The sequence below is a fragment of the Westiellopsis prolifica IICB1 genome (genome assembly GCF_004323185.1).
Taxonomy (GTDB): domain Bacteria; phylum Cyanobacteriota; class Cyanobacteriia; order Cyanobacteriales; family Nostocaceae; genus Pelatocladus; species Pelatocladus prolificus_A.
The window spans coordinates 1283990-1301375 of sequence record NZ_NAPS01000001.1; the positions used below are offsets into that span (position 1 = coordinate 1283990).

General features: G+C 39.8%; 12 protein-coding genes. 7 read left to right on the top strand and 5 right to left on the bottom strand.

Features of this window, described 5'->3' with window-relative positions; all coding sequences use genetic code 11:
• Complete coding sequence (locus B4U84_RS05490; protein WP_017309365.1) at positions 1–564, top strand: DUF3124 domain-containing protein; 564 nt, start codon at positions 1–3, stop codon at positions 562–564.
• A 70-nt stretch (positions 565–634) separates the two neighbouring features.
• Here the strand turns inward: B4U84_RS05490 and B4U84_RS05495 are convergent, their stop codons facing one another.
• Entirely contained in the window at positions 635–2188 is a 1554-nt protein-coding gene (locus tag B4U84_RS05495) for a cation:proton antiporter (protein WP_017309364.1), read from the bottom strand.
• A 120-nt stretch (positions 2189–2308) separates the two neighbouring features.
• Positions 2309–5059, bottom strand: a complete 2751-nt coding sequence (locus tag B4U84_RS05500; protein ID WP_131115990.1) for a cation-translocating P-type ATPase — start codon at positions 5057–5059, stop codon at positions 2309–2311.
• Positions 5060–5773: 714 nt separating this feature from the next.
• Here B4U84_RS05500 and B4U84_RS05505 point away from each other — a divergent pair.
• The 3 genes from B4U84_RS05505 to def all read left to right on the top strand — a co-directional run bounded on the left by B4U84_RS05505 (position 5774) and on the right by def (position 7605).
• The gene (locus B4U84_RS05505; protein WP_131115992.1) at positions 5774–6640 is read left to right on the top strand and encodes a hypothetical protein; all 867 of its coding nucleotides are present in this window, start codon (positions 5774–5776) and stop codon (positions 6638–6640) included.
• A gap of 136 nt (positions 6641–6776) precedes the next feature.
• Positions 6777–6995 (top strand): hypothetical protein, encoded by a 219-nt coding sequence (locus B4U84_RS05510; protein ID WP_017309361.1) that lies wholly within the window; start codon positions 6777–6779, stop codon positions 6993–6995.
• 106 nt (positions 6996–7101) lie between these two features.
• Positions 7102–7605: a peptide deformylase gene (gene def, locus B4U84_RS05515; protein ID WP_131115993.1), complete on the top strand. Its 504-nt coding sequence runs from the start codon at positions 7102–7104 to the stop codon at positions 7603–7605.
• 295 nt (positions 7606–7900) lie between these two features.
• On the opposite strand, the gene B4U84_RS05520 is transcribed toward def, so the two are convergent.
• Together B4U84_RS05520 and B4U84_RS05525 are read right to left on the bottom strand one after the other, a co-directional pair.
• A complete protein-coding gene (locus B4U84_RS05520) occupies positions 7901–8836 on the bottom strand; it encodes a nucleotide-binding protein (RefSeq protein ID WP_131115996.1) in 936 nt (311 codons plus the stop codon).
• A gap of 316 nt (positions 8837–9152) precedes the next feature.
• Entirely contained in the window at positions 9153–10028 is an 876-nt protein-coding gene (locus tag B4U84_RS05525) for a hypothetical protein (protein ID WP_242677545.1), read from the bottom strand.
• A 668-nt stretch (positions 10029–10696) separates the two neighbouring features.
• Here B4U84_RS05525 and B4U84_RS05530 point away from each other — a divergent pair.
• The 3 genes from B4U84_RS05530 to B4U84_RS05540 all read left to right on the top strand — a co-directional run bounded on the left by B4U84_RS05530 (position 10697) and on the right by B4U84_RS05540 (position 14547).
• Entirely contained in the window at positions 10697–11947 is a 1251-nt protein-coding gene (locus B4U84_RS05530) for a tetratricopeptide repeat protein (protein WP_131115998.1), read from the top strand.
• 445 nt (positions 11948–12392) lie between these two features.
• On the top strand, positions 12393–13268 hold the full coding sequence (locus B4U84_RS05535) for a DNA adenine methylase (protein ID WP_131116000.1): 876 nt from the start codon (positions 12393–12395) through the stop codon (positions 13266–13268).
• A complete protein-coding gene (locus tag B4U84_RS05540) occupies positions 13228–14547 on the top strand; it encodes a type II restriction enzyme (protein ID WP_131116002.1) in 1320 nt (439 codons plus the stop codon). The genes B4U84_RS05535 and B4U84_RS05540 overlap by 41 nt, the downstream gene beginning before the upstream one ends.
• Here B4U84_RS05540 and B4U84_RS05545 read toward each other — a convergent pair.
• Positions 14544–17333, bottom strand: coding sequence for a two-partner secretion domain-containing protein (locus B4U84_RS05545; protein WP_131116004.1), 2790 nt, complete (start codon positions 17331–17333; stop codon positions 14544–14546). The two genes, B4U84_RS05540 and B4U84_RS05545, sit on opposite strands and share 4 nt — an antisense overlap.
• Positions 17334–17386: the final 53 nt, after the last annotated feature.

Below are 17386 nucleotides of genomic sequence, written 5' to 3' on the forward strand. Positions count from 1 at the left end.
ATGAAGTTGTACCGACATTTTTATTTAGTAATTGCTTTTATTTTTCTTACGTCTTGCACATCATCAGAGAGTCCACCAAAGTCACAATCGGATAATAATCAGGTAAATCCATCTCAAAAGGTGGTAACTCTGGATAAAAATTTTCTCCTAGCGATGGGTCAAACTATTTATGTACCTGTCTACTCCCATATCTATCATGACAATCAACAAAAGATTTTAGATTTATCAGCTACACTCAGTATTCGTAATACAGATTTGAATAAGTCTATCATTATTACTTCTGTTCGCTACTATGACTCAAACGGTAAATTAGTCAAGCGGTATTTGGAGCAGCCTATTCAACTTGATGCGCTAGGTTCTACAGATTTTTTTATAGATAGAACTGATACCAGTGGAGGTTTAGGAGCAAATTTTATTGTGGAGTGGGTAGCCCAAACAGAAGTTTCTGAACCTATAGCAGAGGCAATTATGATTGCTACCGAGTTCCAACAAGGAGTTTCTTTTGTTAGTCCTGGCAAGGTAATCAAAAGTCAAAAAAATAACAAAACCTCACCTTCAAAGTAGGGAATAGGGAACTCTTAACAGGGAACTCTTAACAGAGATACAGAGGAAAAAGGCTATTTGCAAGAAATTATTAATCATCTTCTAGTTTCAGCAATTGTTCATCAATTCTTTTTAGCCTGACACGCCCAATTTCTTCTGAGAGAATTCGCTTACGTATTGCCTCGTTTAGTGCTAATTTCTCCGCTAGTAGCAATCGACGACGAATAGCATCAAGTTTTTTGTATTCGCCACTTTTGGCATCAAACTCATCCGGGCGGCGATTATAGAATTCTCGTAATGCCTTTTCTGCACCTACAATTTGCACTTGATAAGCTGAACGCATTTCTTCATAAACAGTTTTTGGTAACACCCCTGTTTTCAAAAGGCTATCTAATTCATCTTGCGCTGCTTTAGCAGTAATTAATTGAGCTTGTAACTCTTCAACCTGCTGTTGTGTCTCTGAAAATTTAGATAGTTTTAAGCGTTTTACCAGCCAAGGCAAACTTAAACCCTGTCCCACCAATGACACTAGCACACTGCCGAAAACTAAAGCGATTAAGACTTCTCGCCCTGGCAATGTGGAGGGTAAGCTCAACGCCAGAGCCATTGAGAGTGAGCCTTTGATATTGCCTAAAAAGAGTAAATGTTGCCAGCGTAGTGGAATTGGACGGTCAAACCAGCGAACTATAGCTAGCAGGGGATAGACTGTAAGAATTCGTCCGACTTGATAAGCTAAAACTGCCAGTAGAATAGCAGGTAAAGCCCTCCATAATGTCACCAAGTTTATTTCTAGACCAATCAGCAGAAAAATAAAGGTGTTGACAGTAAAACTGGCATATTCCCAAAAACTTAACAAGGTGATGCGACTAGAAGCAGAAGTATTGCGCGAAAGTCCAAGATTGCCAAAAATTAATCCAGCTACAACTACAGCCACAGCACCTGATACACCTAGAAATTGCCCAACCTGAAAAGTTCCTAATGCAACTCCAACTGTCAGTAACAAACTGCTAAGGGGATCGTCTAAACGGGCAAATATAGGTATGCTCAAGTAGCCTAAGACTAAACCGACGAGACAGCCTCCTAAAGAGATAAATAGCAGTTGTTGGATTCCTTCTAGTAATGTGAGCGAACCTGTCGAATATACTTGCAAAATCAGGTTGAATGAAACTAGGGCAGCAGCATCATTGAATAAAGTTTCTCCTTCAACAATAGTGGAAAGCCGAGACGGTACTGGTATTTCCTTAAAGACGGCAATCATTGAAACCGTATCAGTGTTTGCCAGAATTACTCCGACAAATAGAGCGGGTATCCAAGCCAGTCCCAGCCCAAATTTCAACACAACGGCAATAATAGCACCGGAAAACACAGCCCCTGGCCCAGCTAGGAGGGCAATTGGTTTAAACGTGCTGCGTAGGCGGCTGATATCTGTATTGATACCAGCTTCAAATATGAGAATCGGCAAGAAAAGATTCAAAACCAGGGAAGGCTCTAAACCAATGGGACGAGACAAAAGCTCAGTGATCGGCAAACCTGCCAACACCAAACCTGTAACGTAGGGAATACGAAGCCGTCGCGTTAGTAGGGCAACGCCTGTGGCTAAGAGCAGGAGAATAATTGAAACAGTGACTAAGGAAGCAACATCCACTTTGGTTTTGAAAATTTGTTTTGACTACTTTGATAAACCTTGCCAAAAAGGTAATACCAGTGTCAAACAATTTTTATCTAACTATTTGATATCCCAAGACACATCTCGTCATAAACTGAATCAGTCAAGAGGGTCGAAACGATTTACCAGGATAGATAATATAATCATTGGCAACCCTATAAGCAAGCAAATAAACCATTGATTTAAGTTCAGTGGTGCTGTAGAAAATAAGAGATTCATCAAATTCCACTGACTGAAAATTATCTGCAAAATTATCGTACAAGCAATTCCAATTCCAATTGCTAAGGCATCGCTAATTGTATGCCTAATTCCCCGAAGTCTATCGATAACAGCAACTCCTAATTGACTAATACTTAAAAGATAAAAAATTCTTCCTGCGACTAAAGCCTGAATTGCCATTGTGCGGGCTAGAGCAAGATTTCCTGTGGTTTGTCGTATCCATTCAAATACGCCAAAAATTAAAATCCAGTTAAAGATGGAAATTGCTAGGATGCGCTTGAGTAAACTTTTGGAAAGCAACGGTTGTTGGGGGTTACGCGGTGGTTGTTGCATCACCCTAAGAGACTTTGGCTCAAAGGCTAAAGGTACAGTCATGGTGATGGAATTAACCATATTCAACCACAGAACTTGTAAAGACAAAATTGGCAGTTCTCTAGCAAGTAGTACACTAATCAAAATCGTCATCGATTCGCCACCGTTGACAGGTAGGATAAAGGCGATCGCTTTGAGCAAATTCCGATAAACAGTCCGTCCTTCCTCAACTGCTGCTTCTATGGAGGCGAAGTTATCATCCGTCAAAATCATGTCAGAGGCTTCTTTTGCTACCTCTGTACCTGCACCCCCCATCGCAATACCAATATCTGCCTGTTTGAGGGCGGGTGCATCGTTGACACCATCCCCTGTCATAGCGACAACTTCGCCTTTAGACTGTAATGCTTCAACAATACGGAGTTTCTGTTCTGGCGCAACACGAGCAAACACTACCCCATCTTCTATCGCTGTCGCAAGTTCTGATTTACCCATTCGGGCAAGTTCGCTTCCTGTAAAAGCCAGAACTTCGTCGTTTTTGTTGAAGCCCATACTTTCACCTATTGCCCGTGCAGTGATTGCATGGTCGCCTGTAATCATTTTGACTTGAATACCAGCTTCTTGACAGGCTTGCACCGCTTTGATTGCTTCTGTTCTAGGCGGATCGATCATCCCCTGCAATCCCAAGAAAATCAAATCATCTTCGATATCGGCATGTTGTAGAGATGTTGTATGCAACGTCTCTACATCTGACACAGATTTCTTTGCAAACGCTAGCACCCGTAAACCAAGATTCGCCATTGCATCAACTTTCTGATGCACCGTTTCTGCATTCACAGGAGCAAGGTTTCCTTGAGCATCCAACCGAAGTTGACAACGTTTGAGAATTGCCTCGACCGAACCTTTAACGTAGATGATTCTGTGCTTTTGTTCATTTGTTGATGACGAAGTTTCATGCAAAGTTGCCATGTATTGGAACTCAGACTCAAACGGAATGACATCCAACCTGAGCATTTCCTCTTCTAAGCCACTGCGGGTATATCCAACTTTATTGGCAACAGCTATCAATGCTCCCTCTGTGGGATCGCCAACAACCTGCCATTGCCCGTCCTTTTTTTCTAAATGCGAGTCATTACATAATAATCCGGCTTTGAGACATTCTTTAAGAGCAGAAGAATTATCCCAGTTTACTGGTTTTTCATCGAGTAAAATTTCTCCTTGTGGAGCATAGCCGACACCAGTGACAGTATAATGTTGACCTCCTGCATATATTGCTTGTACAGTCATCTGGTTTTCAGTTAACGTACCAGTTTTGTCAGAGCAGATAACTGTAGCACTGCCCAGAGTTTCCACTGCTGGCAATTTGCGAACAATGGCATGACGCCGCGCCATGCGAGAAACACCTATTGCTAATGTAACGGTTACAACAGCTGGTAATCCTTCGGGAATGGCACTCACAGCAAAGGCGATCGCAGCTTCAAACATTTCTGTCCAGGAGTAGCCGTATCCCAGCCCAACTGCAAACATCAATGCTGCTATCCCTAAAATGATGTACAGCAAAGTACGGCTAAATTTGTCAAATTTGCGAGTTAATGGCGTTTTTAGGCTGGTTCCTTGCTGCATTAGCTGGGAAATGCGCCCGGTTTCTGTAGCATCTCCAATTGCAACAACAATACCCTTGCCCGTACCAAACGTCACGAAGCTACCAGCATAAGCTATATTGGTGCGTTCTGCTAATGGTGCATCTAGATTCAGTGGTTGCGTGTTTTTTTCAATTGCAATTGATTCGCCGGTGAGTGCTGATTCATTCACTTGCAGATTCCGTGCTTGCACCAAACGCAAATCAGCTGGTACCTTGTCTCCAGAAGCAAGTAGTACCACATCCCCCGGTACTAACTCTGTGGAAGGAATTTGCACCTTTTTGCCGTTGCGAATGATGATTGCGTTGGTTTGTACTGAGTCAGCTAAGGCGGCGATCGCACTTTCAGCCTTAGATTCTTGCACAAAACCAATAATGGCATTAATCAGGGTCACACCCCAAATCACCCCAGCATTCACCCATTGTCCAAGTGTTGCCTTGATTGCACCCGCAATCAACAAGATGTACAGCAGCGGTTGGTTAAATTGCAAGAGAAATCGCAGCAATGGACTTGTTCTAGGTTTGCTCTTGAGTTCGTTAGGACCAAAACGCTCACGTTTTTTTGTCGCAACAGCAGAGGTTAAACCAGTTTCTAAATTTGTATCTAAATGCCGAGTTACTTCTTCTACAGATAGATGATGCCATTGACTTGACCGAATTATCTCTTGTGATGTTGCTGTCATCTTATTCGCCCTTATATTTAACGTCAGTTCGGGTTAAGGCTATTTTTCTATTCCTTCTACGAGAGAATAGGGGTTGTAGCTAACGATAGAATCAGGGTTTCAGCTTATCCCGAACTCAGGTTACTACTAGTACTTCGCCACGCAAATTTTGACTCTTTGCGAGGGGTTAGATCCCCGACTTTTTAAAAAAGTCGGGGATCTGGCCAACTTGTCAAAATCAATATGGTGAACTACTAGGTTAATTGTGTCCCTCTCAATTGATGGGGTTCTCCTAGACCCTTACACCTTATTTTTTGACAGGGGAAATTAAGACTATTAGCTGTTGTTCTAGTTGTTAGCTAATTATTAAAGTTGATCTGTACATCTAGTATTAGAAACAAATGTGATTCAAAAGTGAGTGCAATGCAGTCTGTCAACTACTTTGCCTCTTTAACTAATATCCTCCGAAGCGAGAAATACGTATACCACCACTGCTTGCTCCAACACCGACACGCTACGAGAAGAACTCTATCGCCTGCAAGCAACGCAAAGGAACAGTAGGGAAAAGGTAGGGAAATTTAACGCTATTACTTGTAGCGGCTCGGAATTCGGTCTATCCAGTTTACCCTGGAAGAAATTCCGTCGTAACCTATTGCGCCTACTTTTTATAAGAATGATTATTATACTCAGCAAATAGGTTACACTTAACCATGTGACTCAACAAAGGAAATATACATGTCACTAAACGCTAGTGAAAAACTGATGGAGCAAAAGACAGCAAGTCAGGGAAACCAAACAGATATATCCGCCATCATCAAAAATTCCTTATCTTTTGGAGAGAATAAATGTCTTATAGAAGGTGAACAAGCAACACCTGTTAATCAGCTTCCTCAGTCCTGGCAAGATATTTATGCAGGAAAATCTCACACAAAACTTTCTGACCCAGAAGCATATGTGAAGATGGCGCAACTTTTTCTTCACAAGATGTCTCATGGTGATGTTGACTTATTCAATGAATCGGCAGATTTCCTAGATTGCAAGCCAGCTTTTTGTGAAATATTTGGTAAACTTGCTTGGAAAACCCTTGAGTTTTATGGAGAAGATTTTGACATTAATAAGTATCCGAATTTTGACTTAATTGAGAAAGAGCTTATCCTAGAACAAGAAGATTACGTTGAACGTAAAAAAATTATCGAAATAGGAAGAAACCTCTTTGATGAATTCGGATATGATCTTCCAGCTTCTTTTTATTACGTACACCTTGCACCGATCTCCAGGAAAAAAGTTTCTGAAGTTCGTCCGTTAAGATTCAGCGAAGAGGACAGAAAAAATGCTCGTGCTTGGGATGCTTCTCTGCATGGACAAAAGGTGTTTCCCATCCAACTAATGGTGCAAAGCATCTCTTCTAAGCACGGATTTTTCCAAGAGCATGGTTGTGGATGTAACCACGCGATGGCGAGAGTTGGCGCTACTGATACATCTTTTGACTACCAGATTCGTCCCCAAATGCGGACTACCTGGATTAGGGATTTTATTTGGACTGTATGGTATGAGTACGCCTTCTATAAATTCGTGCCAGTTACCCGTTTCTTAGTCGGTTGAGAAACTTTGTAATTACCATTTTTTAAAGAGAGTCAATTGGTATCTGAAATTAAATATTTATTCAGATACTTTTTTATAAATTAGGATGTTATAGATGATTAAATCTTCGCCACCTCTTTACCCAAGCAATTATCAAATGCTTAAAAACCTTCTTAGAGAAGCATATAAAACTGTCAATCAGGGATTATGTGGTGAGCAAGCGATCGCTTCCAGAAATACCGTTAAAAAAAGACTAGAAATATGCTCAACTTGTGAAAAATTTGATGCCCAAGCAAAGCGTTGTACCATATGTGGATGTTTGATGATCGTGAAGGCAAATCTTGAGGCTTCTACCTGCCCAGATGGGAAATGGTAATATCATACTCTTCTTTGTCAATACTGGTAATAAATTAATGCTTAAAAATTAAGCTAACATAGTACCAATTTCCGCCCTAAAATAATCCTTTAATTTCAGTATTTTTATGGCACTCAAACCAATTATCTTTCATCCCAATTCCTTATTAAGGAAACCTTCAATCAAGGTAGAAAAATTTGATCAAGAGCTTCAAATTTTGGTTGATGATTTGGTAGATACAATGCTTGAAAATAAGTCAATGGGATTAGCTGCTCCTCAGATTGGAGAGTTAAAAAGGGTTTTTGTTCTAAATCAAAAACGCATCTTAGGTGACAAGACAGAAGAGATTAAACCTGAAGATATCTTGTGCATTATTAATCCGGAAATAGCATACCAAAAGCCTGTTCTTGATTCAGAAGAGGGATGCCTTAGCATTCTAGGGCAGCGTGGAATTGTTAAGCGATTTAATCAAGTTATACTTTCAGCATTTGATCGAGAAAATCGTGCTTTTTCCCTCACTGCTGATGGGGTATTATCCATTGTCATTCAACATGAAATCGACCATCTCAATGGAATTCTCTTGATTGATAAATTCCTGTCCTTGTCTTCTGATAAAACTCCCCTTTCCTAGTCTCAATCAGAACATCAATCTGGAATCGTAAAGAATTTAACCTCCTAGTATTTACCGAATAAAGGCAGAGGGCAGAGGGCAGAGGGCAGAGGGCAGAGGGCAGAAGGCAGAAGGGAAGAATTTATTATCCCTCTGCTAAAAGGGTCAAAAGTCCCTAAATTTATTTATGAAAAATATAAAAAGATGTATTTTGAGACGCGCAGCACGAGAAATACAGCGTCCTTATTAAATCCCCTAAATTTATTTATGGGGATTCCTTCTGCCCTCTGCCTCCAGCATAGCTGCCTTCTTAAAACTAAATTTTCATTAACTCACGTTGTTTCTGCAAACGGTTTTGCCACCTAAGTATTCTTGACCACCGCTCAACAGGAGAACTTAACTTTTGAGAGAGAATCTGATTAAGAATTTGGGTAAAAATTCCTTCAACTTGGTCAAAATTATCAAGAAGATTCTTGCCGTAAATAGAGGGCATAAACGGAATTTTCCCAACTATTCTAGTAGAGTGTTCTTTCTCAAAAGCCTCCACTTCTGGGAATTGATTAAGGCATTTATTTAAAACATACACCACTGGAATTCCTAACTCTTCGTCAATGGCGCGGATATCTTCTGAAATTGCTACAGAGTCGGGTGTCGCCTCAACCACTACAACTACTACATCGGCTCCTATAGGTAGACCAAATCGTCCTGCATCTTCTCCACCGCCGCAGTCGAGAACTACAATGCCATTTGTACACAGCGCCAACCAAGCCTTCAGTGGGTTAAGTGTGGCATGAGAGCAACGAGTAGAGTAAAGTTCTTCCATACGCAGTGCAGTAGTTCCTACCGACATCAACGCTAGCCCGTCACTGAGGGTTTTTACATATTTTTCAGTGAATGAGTCTGTTGGATCAATAGAGAATTTTTTGGTTTCACTGAATGAAGTACCGTAGAACTCGCGGTAAGTCTGCTCCCGACCGAGTCCTTGAAACTCATAAAAGTCCTTCTCAGCTTGAGTGATTAGAGGAAGTTTCTGAAGTTCTTTTTCTCCATATCCAAGATAGTGAGAACTAAGGTAGCGCGAGAGCGATCTGTTCGGATCTGCATCCGCAACAATCATTGTTTTTCCTAGTCTTCTCAAAGATTGGATCAGACCGAGCGAGGTGAACGTCTTACCTGTCCCGCCTTTGCCCATGAGAGCAATGACAAGTTCGCGCTCTAGTAGTGGATAATCTTCAAAAACAGTTATTTCCATCAACTCTCAAAGTAGAAAAAATTATTGACATAACATAATTTCACGGAACCGCGCATGTTCTCGTGTCGTGTTTCCTCCCATGCCTAAAGGCTATGGGTTTCCACACTTACCGCCAGGTTTTATGAAGATAATAATAATCATTTTGAATCAGGAAAGATGAAGATAATAATAATTATTCTAAAAAAAATGTGAAATTTTAACCGATTCGGCGAAATTCCCCATCCCTCTATAGGGCAGATGGGGAGGATGTCAAGAAAGCTGCACACTCTCAGCGTTTAAACGCTGAAGCGTGCCTCTTTGTCCTGTTCCTGTCCCCTTAGGCATTTGCCCTGAAAAAAGATACCAGTGTCTGTGATTGCTTATTCCTACTTGAAAACTCCGATGAAAGATTCATTTGAGCATCCCAGAATTCAACCCACAAGTCACAGTATTTCTGACATAATTTAGCAATGTCATCGTATTGAGCAGGAGCGATCGCTTGCATGAGGACATACCAAAGGTCATCTTCATGGGTGTCATCGTTGGCTTCAGCCTGTAAATCATTACTAGTCCCATGACAGACATAGTACCCTGTAGTCACATTTATTCCTACAGCTTTTGTGTTTTCACGTAGAGGCGCACTGAACAGGATAACTTCCTTTTCTGCAACTGCAAGCAAGCTAGTGATTGAACTCAAATCATTGTAGGCATCCTCAAGACACTTTCGCACCTGGTTAGCAATTTTGCTAGGAATATAGCTCTGTCGTTGTTCAAGACTAATTCCCAGTTCATCAAGTACACCCTCAAACAGACGATAGTGGGCGTTATGGGGATTACCTCGGTAGTCGCCGTACTGATCGCAACCAGGCCGAAAGCCAAACTCGTCCAAATCATTCAGAGTGAGAAGAAATCGGGCATACATCTTGCTACCAGGTTTGAGTCGTTGTTCCAACTGACAGGTTTGGTATTGTGCGATCAGAAGGGCGTCTGTAAATATCTGCACAATCGCATGACGGTACTCTAGGTGGATACGTTTCATCTGTTCCCGATTAAAAGCACCCTGATTCAGCGCCGCAATGATTGGATGAGTTGCAACCGGATGATGCTTCAAGGTAGAGCGTAAATTATTAATAAAGTTCTCGTTTTCCGACCACAAAGAAGCGGGTACTGAATCTTTCATTGCCAATCTGGCTTTTTGACGTGGATTACCCATTTCCATCATCTATCCCTCCGTGTATCTTTACTACGATTTCTCTATCTTAATTAAGAACACAGCTATTAACTGTCTAAAAAGCACTTAAATAGCGCAATGTTCAAAAGCAGCGATTCAGCGATTGGCTGACCAAGTTATACCAATTCAAAATTTCAGAACTTGTTGCCCGATGACGCCAGGTGCTTTATGGCGACGGACTTCCTTAGCCGGATGCAAGCTCCGGCTCCAGTCCTCGCAAACCCGTCCAGCGCACTGGCTCCTTTATGCCCCAAGTCGGCGGGCGGTGAGGCAGTGCAAGCGCAGTCTTGGGTGTCTCCCCCATGAGCGACTGCCGAACCCGAAGGGTGCTTCATTCTACCTCTAGAAGGAGTGGGCAATCGAGCGCTGACTTACTGTAATGTTGGTTATACGTAGTAAGCAGCATATAATTAATACCTTATATTATAGTACTAATCATCTATCGCTTTATAGTATTTTTTATTGTCATTTTAAAGTTCATATGACATACTCAAATAAAATACGTTAACTCGACCGAGATGCAGGAGTTGAGTTTTGGTTGTCTACGCGCCTTACCTTAGTAGTTAAAAGCTGGCAATTAACTACTAGGACACGGAGGTTGATCTGCATTTTGATTGGGGAACTGCTAAATACGGTGTGAAAAATTCATAATGCTAAAAGATTCACAAGGACTGGTAGTCACGACAGATTCACCAGATGCGATCGCAGCTATTAACCACTTCATCGATCAGGCACTTTTTTATGGCAAAGATGCTGAGATAGCGATTTTGCAAGCAATAGCAGCTGATTCAAATTGTGCTTTAGCCCATGGGTATGCTGCTAGCTATTATCTTTCTCAAGAAAATAAAATAGCTTGGCAGCAAGCACAACCCCACTTGCAAGCAGCACAAAAGAATTTGCCTAAGATAACCAACAGAGAACAGTTGTATGTGCAAGCAATATTAGCTTGGGCAAACACAGAAATTGACGTGGCGATCGCCCTCCACGAAGAGATTACCAACACATTTCCTCGTGACTTGATCGCCGTCCAGCAGGGACAGTATCACTATTTTTACTTGGGTGACAAAGAAAAATCACTGCAAATCGCCCAAAAAGTTCTGCCTGCCAATCTTGAAAACCATTATTTATACAGTATGGTTGCATTTAGTTTAGAACAGTGCCATCAGCTAGCAGCAGCAGAAGCAATGGGGCGTCAGGCAACACTTATGAATCGCTATAATCCTTGGGCGCATCACGCCGTTGCCCATGTTTTAGAAACTCAAGGGCGAGTGGATGAGGGTATCGCTTGGATGGAGAGTTTTGCAGATACCTGGGAAAACTGCAATTCTATGCTGTATACCCATAACTGGTGGCACATCGCACTATATTACTTGAAGAAAGGTGATGCAGAGAAAGTCTTAGCACTCTATGATCACCACATTCAGGAACGCGCCAAAAAACAATCCCCGAAAGACCAAGTCGCAGCAATTTCACTTCTATTACGGCTAGAATTACGAGGTGTCAATGTAGGTCGTCGCTGGCATGATTTAAGTGCTTATATTTACTCTCGTATCGACGAACATGCCCTACCTTTTCAAGACTTGCATTACGTCTATGCTTTATTTAAAGCTGGATTTACTAACTGGGGAAACCAGATGCTATTGAGTATGGAGAAACATGCTTTGAGTATAAATCCTTTCCTACGACAAGGTTGGTTAGAGGTAGCAATTCCCGCCGCTAGAGGAATGGTTGCTCATGCTAAAGGTGATTTTAATACAGCTATAACGCAATTAAAATCAGTATTACCACGGTTGCATGAGATTGGCGGTAGCCACACACAGCGAGTTTTGTTTGAGCAAGTTTATCAAAATGCGATGTTGATGGCACAAAAGCAGAGTTATGTTTACAAGAAAGTCGGTTGACTCATATCTTGCATCAGCTTTTCATCCCGCCAATAAATAAATTTATTGGCTAATAGCTAATACCATTTCACGTTAATCACGATACACATAAATTTTGTTCCAGACGCGATATATCGCGTCTGGAACACCATTTGTATTTGTATCAGGGTTTTAGTGAAATGGTATAAAGTCAGATAAATCTGACTGGGACGATGTTTGAGTCCGTTTTAACGGACTTATGCTACTAGCCTCAGAATTAATTCTGAGGCTTTAATCCTGCAATATTTAAGCACTGAAGTGCTTACTACGAACCTATGAAAACTTTTGCAATTTACCAATACCTACAAGCGATCGCCTGGAATTTTATAAGACTTAAAATTATATAAAAAATAGCTATGGATTTTTTAGTACTATACTGTTATAGTACATTATTACTATTTTGTGGTCATAATTTTAAGGTTGGTAAATGGCATCATCAGTCAATAAACTTGTAAGACCATTTTTAAAATGGGCAGGAGGAAAAAGACAGTTAGTTCCAGATATCATAGCAAGTCATCTTCCTCAAAAGTACAATACTTACTATGAACCTTTTATTGGTGCAGGCGCGCTTCTTTTCAGCTTGCAACCTAAACAGGCTGTGATCAATGATACTAATACAGAATTAATCAATTGCTACAAAGTAATTAGAGACTCAGTTGATGAATTAATTGAGGATTTAAAAAAGCATAATAACCAGGAAAATTATTATTATGCTATCAGAGATTGGGATAGAAATAAAGATTATCAATGCAAAAGTCCTGTAGAAAGAGCCTCAAGAATAATTTTCCTCAACAAGACTTGTTATAATGGCTTATTTAGAGTTAATTCTCAAGGTCAGTTCAATGTACCTTTTGGCAAATACAAAAACCCAAATATTTTAGATATTGCTGTATTAAAAGCTGTTAGTAAATATCTCAATGATAATCAAATAGATATATTAAATATAGATTTCCAGGAAGCTATTCAAGATGCAAAAAAAGGAGATTTAATATATTTTGATCCTCCCTATGACCCAGTATCAGATACATCTTCTTTTACTGGGTACGATGTGAATGGGTTCAATAAAGATCAGCAAATAAGATTGAAAGAAACTTTTGATGATTTAAATTCTAGAGGTTGTAATATTTTACTAAGCAATGCTTATACAGAGTTTATTGTAAATTTGTATGGTGAGTACAAGCAAACCAAAATAGCTGCGACTAGAGCTATCAACTCAAATGCAAGCAAAAGAGGTAAAGTTGATGAAATTTTGATAAAAAATTATGAGTCCGTTATCAGACACAAGTCAAAAAACAAAGAATGATATTGCTTGGGAGAAAATATTTCAAGAATATTCTATTTTAGAAGAGATATCTAAAATAGGATATTTTGAAATAGATTCTGCCACAATAAATAAATTTAGAGAAAGTAGATTGATGGCAAAGTTTGACCATCAAGCAAATTTACCCAATATTTTTAAAAAGCATAAACTTTCTATATTACCTATTTCTAGAAATAAATATGTAATCGGAACTTTTGCTACTCATCAGATAGTTAAGTATGACCATACTTTAGAAGCAGTGCCTGTTGATTTTCCCATAAAAATTAATAGTATTGATTATACAAATTTATATTCTGAAAGTTCCGCATTAAGTTGTGCTTTTAATACAGGTATTATCAATCATCTACTTGATGAAGAAGAGGTTTTTTACACTGTTTTCGGCAGAATGTCCACAGGTAATTTTAGTTTTTTTATCAAAAATTTTATAGATGAAAGTTCATATAATCTTTCTATTAATAATTCTCAGTGTGAAATAGATGCCGGATTTGAGAGTGAAAATTACTTCTTATTAATAGAAGCTAAAATTTACGATGTAGATGATTTTTTAATTAGACAGCTTTATTATCCATATAGACTCTGGTCAAGTAAGATTATAAACAAAAAAGTCATTCCTGTGTTAATGACTTATTCTAATTCTAGCAATATATTTAGTTTCTTTATATATAAGTTTAATAATATTTTAGATTACAACTCTATAAGTTTGGTAGAGCAAAGAAACTACATTATATCTCCTGAAAATATATCATTAGAAGATATCTCAGAAATATTTGAATCAACTACTATAGTTTCTGAGCCAATTAATATTCCATTTCCACAAGCAAACAAATTTGAAAGAGTTGTAGATATGCTTACAATTTTACTAGATAAAGAATTAACTCAGGAAGAAATTACAACAAACTATCAATTTGATAAAAGACAGACAAATTACTATACTGATGCTGCTAGATATCTTGGATTAATTGAGAAAGAGAAAGACCAAATTACTGGAGAAATTACTTATAAATTAAGTAATGAAGGAAGCTCTCTCATAATAAAAAGACATAAAATAAAAATCCTTATTCTCATAAGAAAGATTTTAGAACATCAGGTTTTTTATCAAACTTTTAACTCTACTATGAATAACGGAGTAACACCACATCATAATCAGATTTGTGAAATTATGTCTTCTTGCAATTTACGTATCAATGATACGACCATAAAAAGACGGTCTAGTACAGTCCGTAGGTGGATAGAATGGATATTAAATATGATTTCAGATTAATTAAGATCTCTAAGTGGCGTTGAACTAAGATCACTACAAGATGCAGGAGTAAAAGAGGAACTGTGAGATGTCACAGTCGGTGTAGTCGCTACTAAAAACACTTCACCATCGGGATTGATTACCCAGCCTTGAGCTTCCACAATCTGAGTGGGAGAATTTGTAGAGTTGGCTTCTTGGCTTGGTTGTTCCTCAAGTCTGGTTTTAGGTTGGTTTTGATTTGCTTCAGGGAGTAATATCCAATCACTGAGGACTTCATCAGTAATTAACGGTTCTGTGGGACTGGATGGTATACCTCCACGTCCTGTAACGATAAATGATCCCCTCATTTGCTTGTTATCTCTTTTGCAACTAGTAGCAATTTGTTGTGAAGCATCTATCAAATTGACGCGCAGCTGTTCTAATCCCTGACTGGGGTCAACGTCAGGTGTATTAATTTGCACTGTACCACTTAGGGCTGGACTCGCACCTGTAGCGGTGATGTCGCTGTCTGGGGTTGGTGATTGTCGGAACTGGATACCAAAAATTCCTTGGGTATTGATTATTACCCTACCTCCAAAAAAATTCTCAGAATTAGCACTGATATCGCTATTTGCAAAAGCAGCAAGAACATCGGTATCAAGATTGATGTTACCACCGATGGTATTTCTACCTGTGGCATTGGTAGTAATACTGCTATTATTACCTAAGATCAGGTCGTGCGATCGCAGTGTAACATTACCTGCACCGCTTCTAGTATCTGCACTAATTTTGCCTTGGTTCAAAAGACGAATTGAGTCAGCATCAACTTTTAAGGAACCTGCAACTCCCGATCCAGCACTACTAACTGTCACCTGTGCCTGGTCTCGAATATTTAACTTGTCAGTATTAATGATTAATTCTCCTCCCTGACCTGTGGAAGTATTAGAAGTATTGGCAAACAGTCCACTGCTAGGGCTGACATTGGGAACTATAACTGGAGTGTATTGGCTAAGTCGAGCAAAATAGGTGGGGTCTGTACCAGCAAGGGTGACACTGTCGGTGATATTGAGAAGTATACTACCTGCTTTGCCACTGCTAAAACTAGTAGTGAAAACTTGTCCACCGTTAAGAACTTCTAAAGTTTCGGCGTTAAGGATAATGTTACCCCCATCTCCTTTGCCGCGAGTCCTTGCACCCACGACCGCACCATTTGTGATACTTAATGATCTAGTATTAATGTCAATATTGCCACCTTTACCTATACCTGTATTTTCCGTACTGCTGACCGCACCGCTAGAGTAGCCATTGAGACCAAAACCGTCAAACACAACGCGATCGCGAGCCTGTATATTTATATTACCTGCGTTACCTTCTCCAAAAGTATTGGCTATCAATCGAGCGCCATTTGTCACAAACAGTGACCCGGTTGTGATGGTGATAGTACTACCGTTACCTTTAGCATTTGATACGGATGTTGAGCCAACAGAACTAGCAGCGCCGCTAATGTTTGCTAGATTGAAACTGACGCCATCAAAAGAAACTGTATCACGAGCAGTTATATTGATATTGCCTGCATTTCCTTGTCCCTCTGTTCTAGCCAGAATTGCAGCAGCATTCTTAACAAAAAGTGACCCGGTTGTAATATTTATGTCACCACCATTACCCACGGCTTGTGAATCTACGGTGGTGTATGTGCCAGTAGAGGAATCACTAAGCATTCGGTCAAAAACAAGCGTATCACGGGCAAATATATTAATATCGCCTGCATTTCCCTGTCCAGAAGTTGTGGTTCTCAGTTGACCGTTACTTGTCAAAGCCAGTGACCCAGTTGTGATATTAATATTGCCACTATCACCTACAGCTTTTGTCTGCACTGTATTAGAAATAATACTTGCATCAACATTAATTGCCTCTGTAGCATTAATATCAATATCCAGCGCCTTTGCGTCAACAGAACCTTTTTCTGAGCCTATCCCCGCTTGCACCGTACTTGCACCTGACAGATTCAAATTACGGGCATTGATTGCAATGCTACCACCACCACCAGCGAGAACACTAACTTTAGCAGCATTGTTTAGATATATATCTTTTCTTTGCCCATCATTAGGCAAACTCAAACTCAGAAATGAATCATTAGCATTGAGTCCAATGCTGTTATTTTCTGCAATTCCTGCTAATTCAACTCGACCACCGGGGGCTAATATTTGCCCTCCATTAAGCTGTAAATTGCCACCGATAAGTGCTAAAGTTTTGCCGGGATTAACCTGTAGTTCAGAACCTTGTACTTGAATGTTTCCGGTATTGTTGCCGTATTGCAAACCAATCGGTACACTGACGGTTAGTAAAGTTGTTGCTGTGTTATTTGGTATTGCACTAAATTCTCTACCATCAGCAAATTTCAAGCTACTGGCTGTAGTTGCTAAAAACGAGCCACCAATATTTAGCTGTGCATTTTGACCAAAAATAATACCATTGGGATTAATCAAAAACAGGTTAGCTGTACCGTTAGCTCTGATTAAACCATCAATATTAGAAATTGAACTACCTGTGACTCGTGTCAGGATATTTTGAATATTTGTAGCATTGTTGAAGAAAGCAGTGTTACCAGTGGGAAGAGAAAATTCTTGAAAGCTATGGAATAAGTTGCTACCTGCTTGGGTTCCACCTGTGATGTTGAAGGTGTTATTTTCTTGGGTGACATTGGAGTTATTTGGTAAAGTGCGATCGCCAGTAACTTGAGCAACTGCATAATTTGTGGATAAAATATGTGTGATCGCGATCGCCATACCCAAAAACTGAGTCAAACGACTACTCCCAAAACTAGCCATTTTCTCTCCCTAGCTCCATAGCAGTAGCACAACTATTAAGTACTATCTAGGAT

Coding starts and splice junctions, on each gene's coding strand:
- B4U84_RS05490 (WP_017309365.1), top strand. CDS start 1: ATGAAGTTGTACCGACATTTTTATTTAGTAATTGCTTTTATTTTTCTT.
- B4U84_RS05500 (WP_131115990.1), bottom strand. CDS start 5,059: ATGACAGCAACATCACAAGAGATAATTCGGTCAAGTCAATGGCATCAT.
- B4U84_RS05505 (WP_131115992.1), top strand. CDS start 5,774: ATGTCACTAAACGCTAGTGAAAAACTGATGGAGCAAAAGACAGCAAGT.
- B4U84_RS05510 (WP_017309361.1), top strand. CDS start 6,777: ATGCTTAAAAACCTTCTTAGAGAAGCATATAAAACTGTCAATCAGGGA.
- def (WP_131115993.1), top strand. CDS start 7,102: ATGGCACTCAAACCAATTATCTTTCATCCCAATTCCTTATTAAGGAAA.
- B4U84_RS05520 (WP_131115996.1), bottom strand. CDS start 8,836: ATGGAAATAACTGTTTTTGAAGATTATCCACTACTAGAGCGCGAACTT.
- B4U84_RS05525 (WP_242677545.1), bottom strand. CDS start 10,028: ATGGGTAATCCACGTCAAAAAGCCAGATTGGCAATGAAAGATTCAGTA.
- B4U84_RS05530 (WP_131115998.1), top strand. CDS start 10,697: ATGCTAAAAGATTCACAAGGACTGGTAGTCACGACAGATTCACCAGAT.
- B4U84_RS05535 (WP_131116000.1), top strand. CDS start 12,393: ATGGCATCATCAGTCAATAAACTTGTAAGACCATTTTTAAAATGGGCA.
- B4U84_RS05540 (WP_131116002.1), top strand. CDS start 13,228: ATGAGTCCGTTATCAGACACAAGTCAAAAAACAAAGAATGATATTGCT.
- B4U84_RS05545 (WP_131116004.1), bottom strand. CDS start 17,333: ATGGCTAGTTTTGGGAGTAGTCGTTTGACTCAGTTTTTGGGTATGGCG.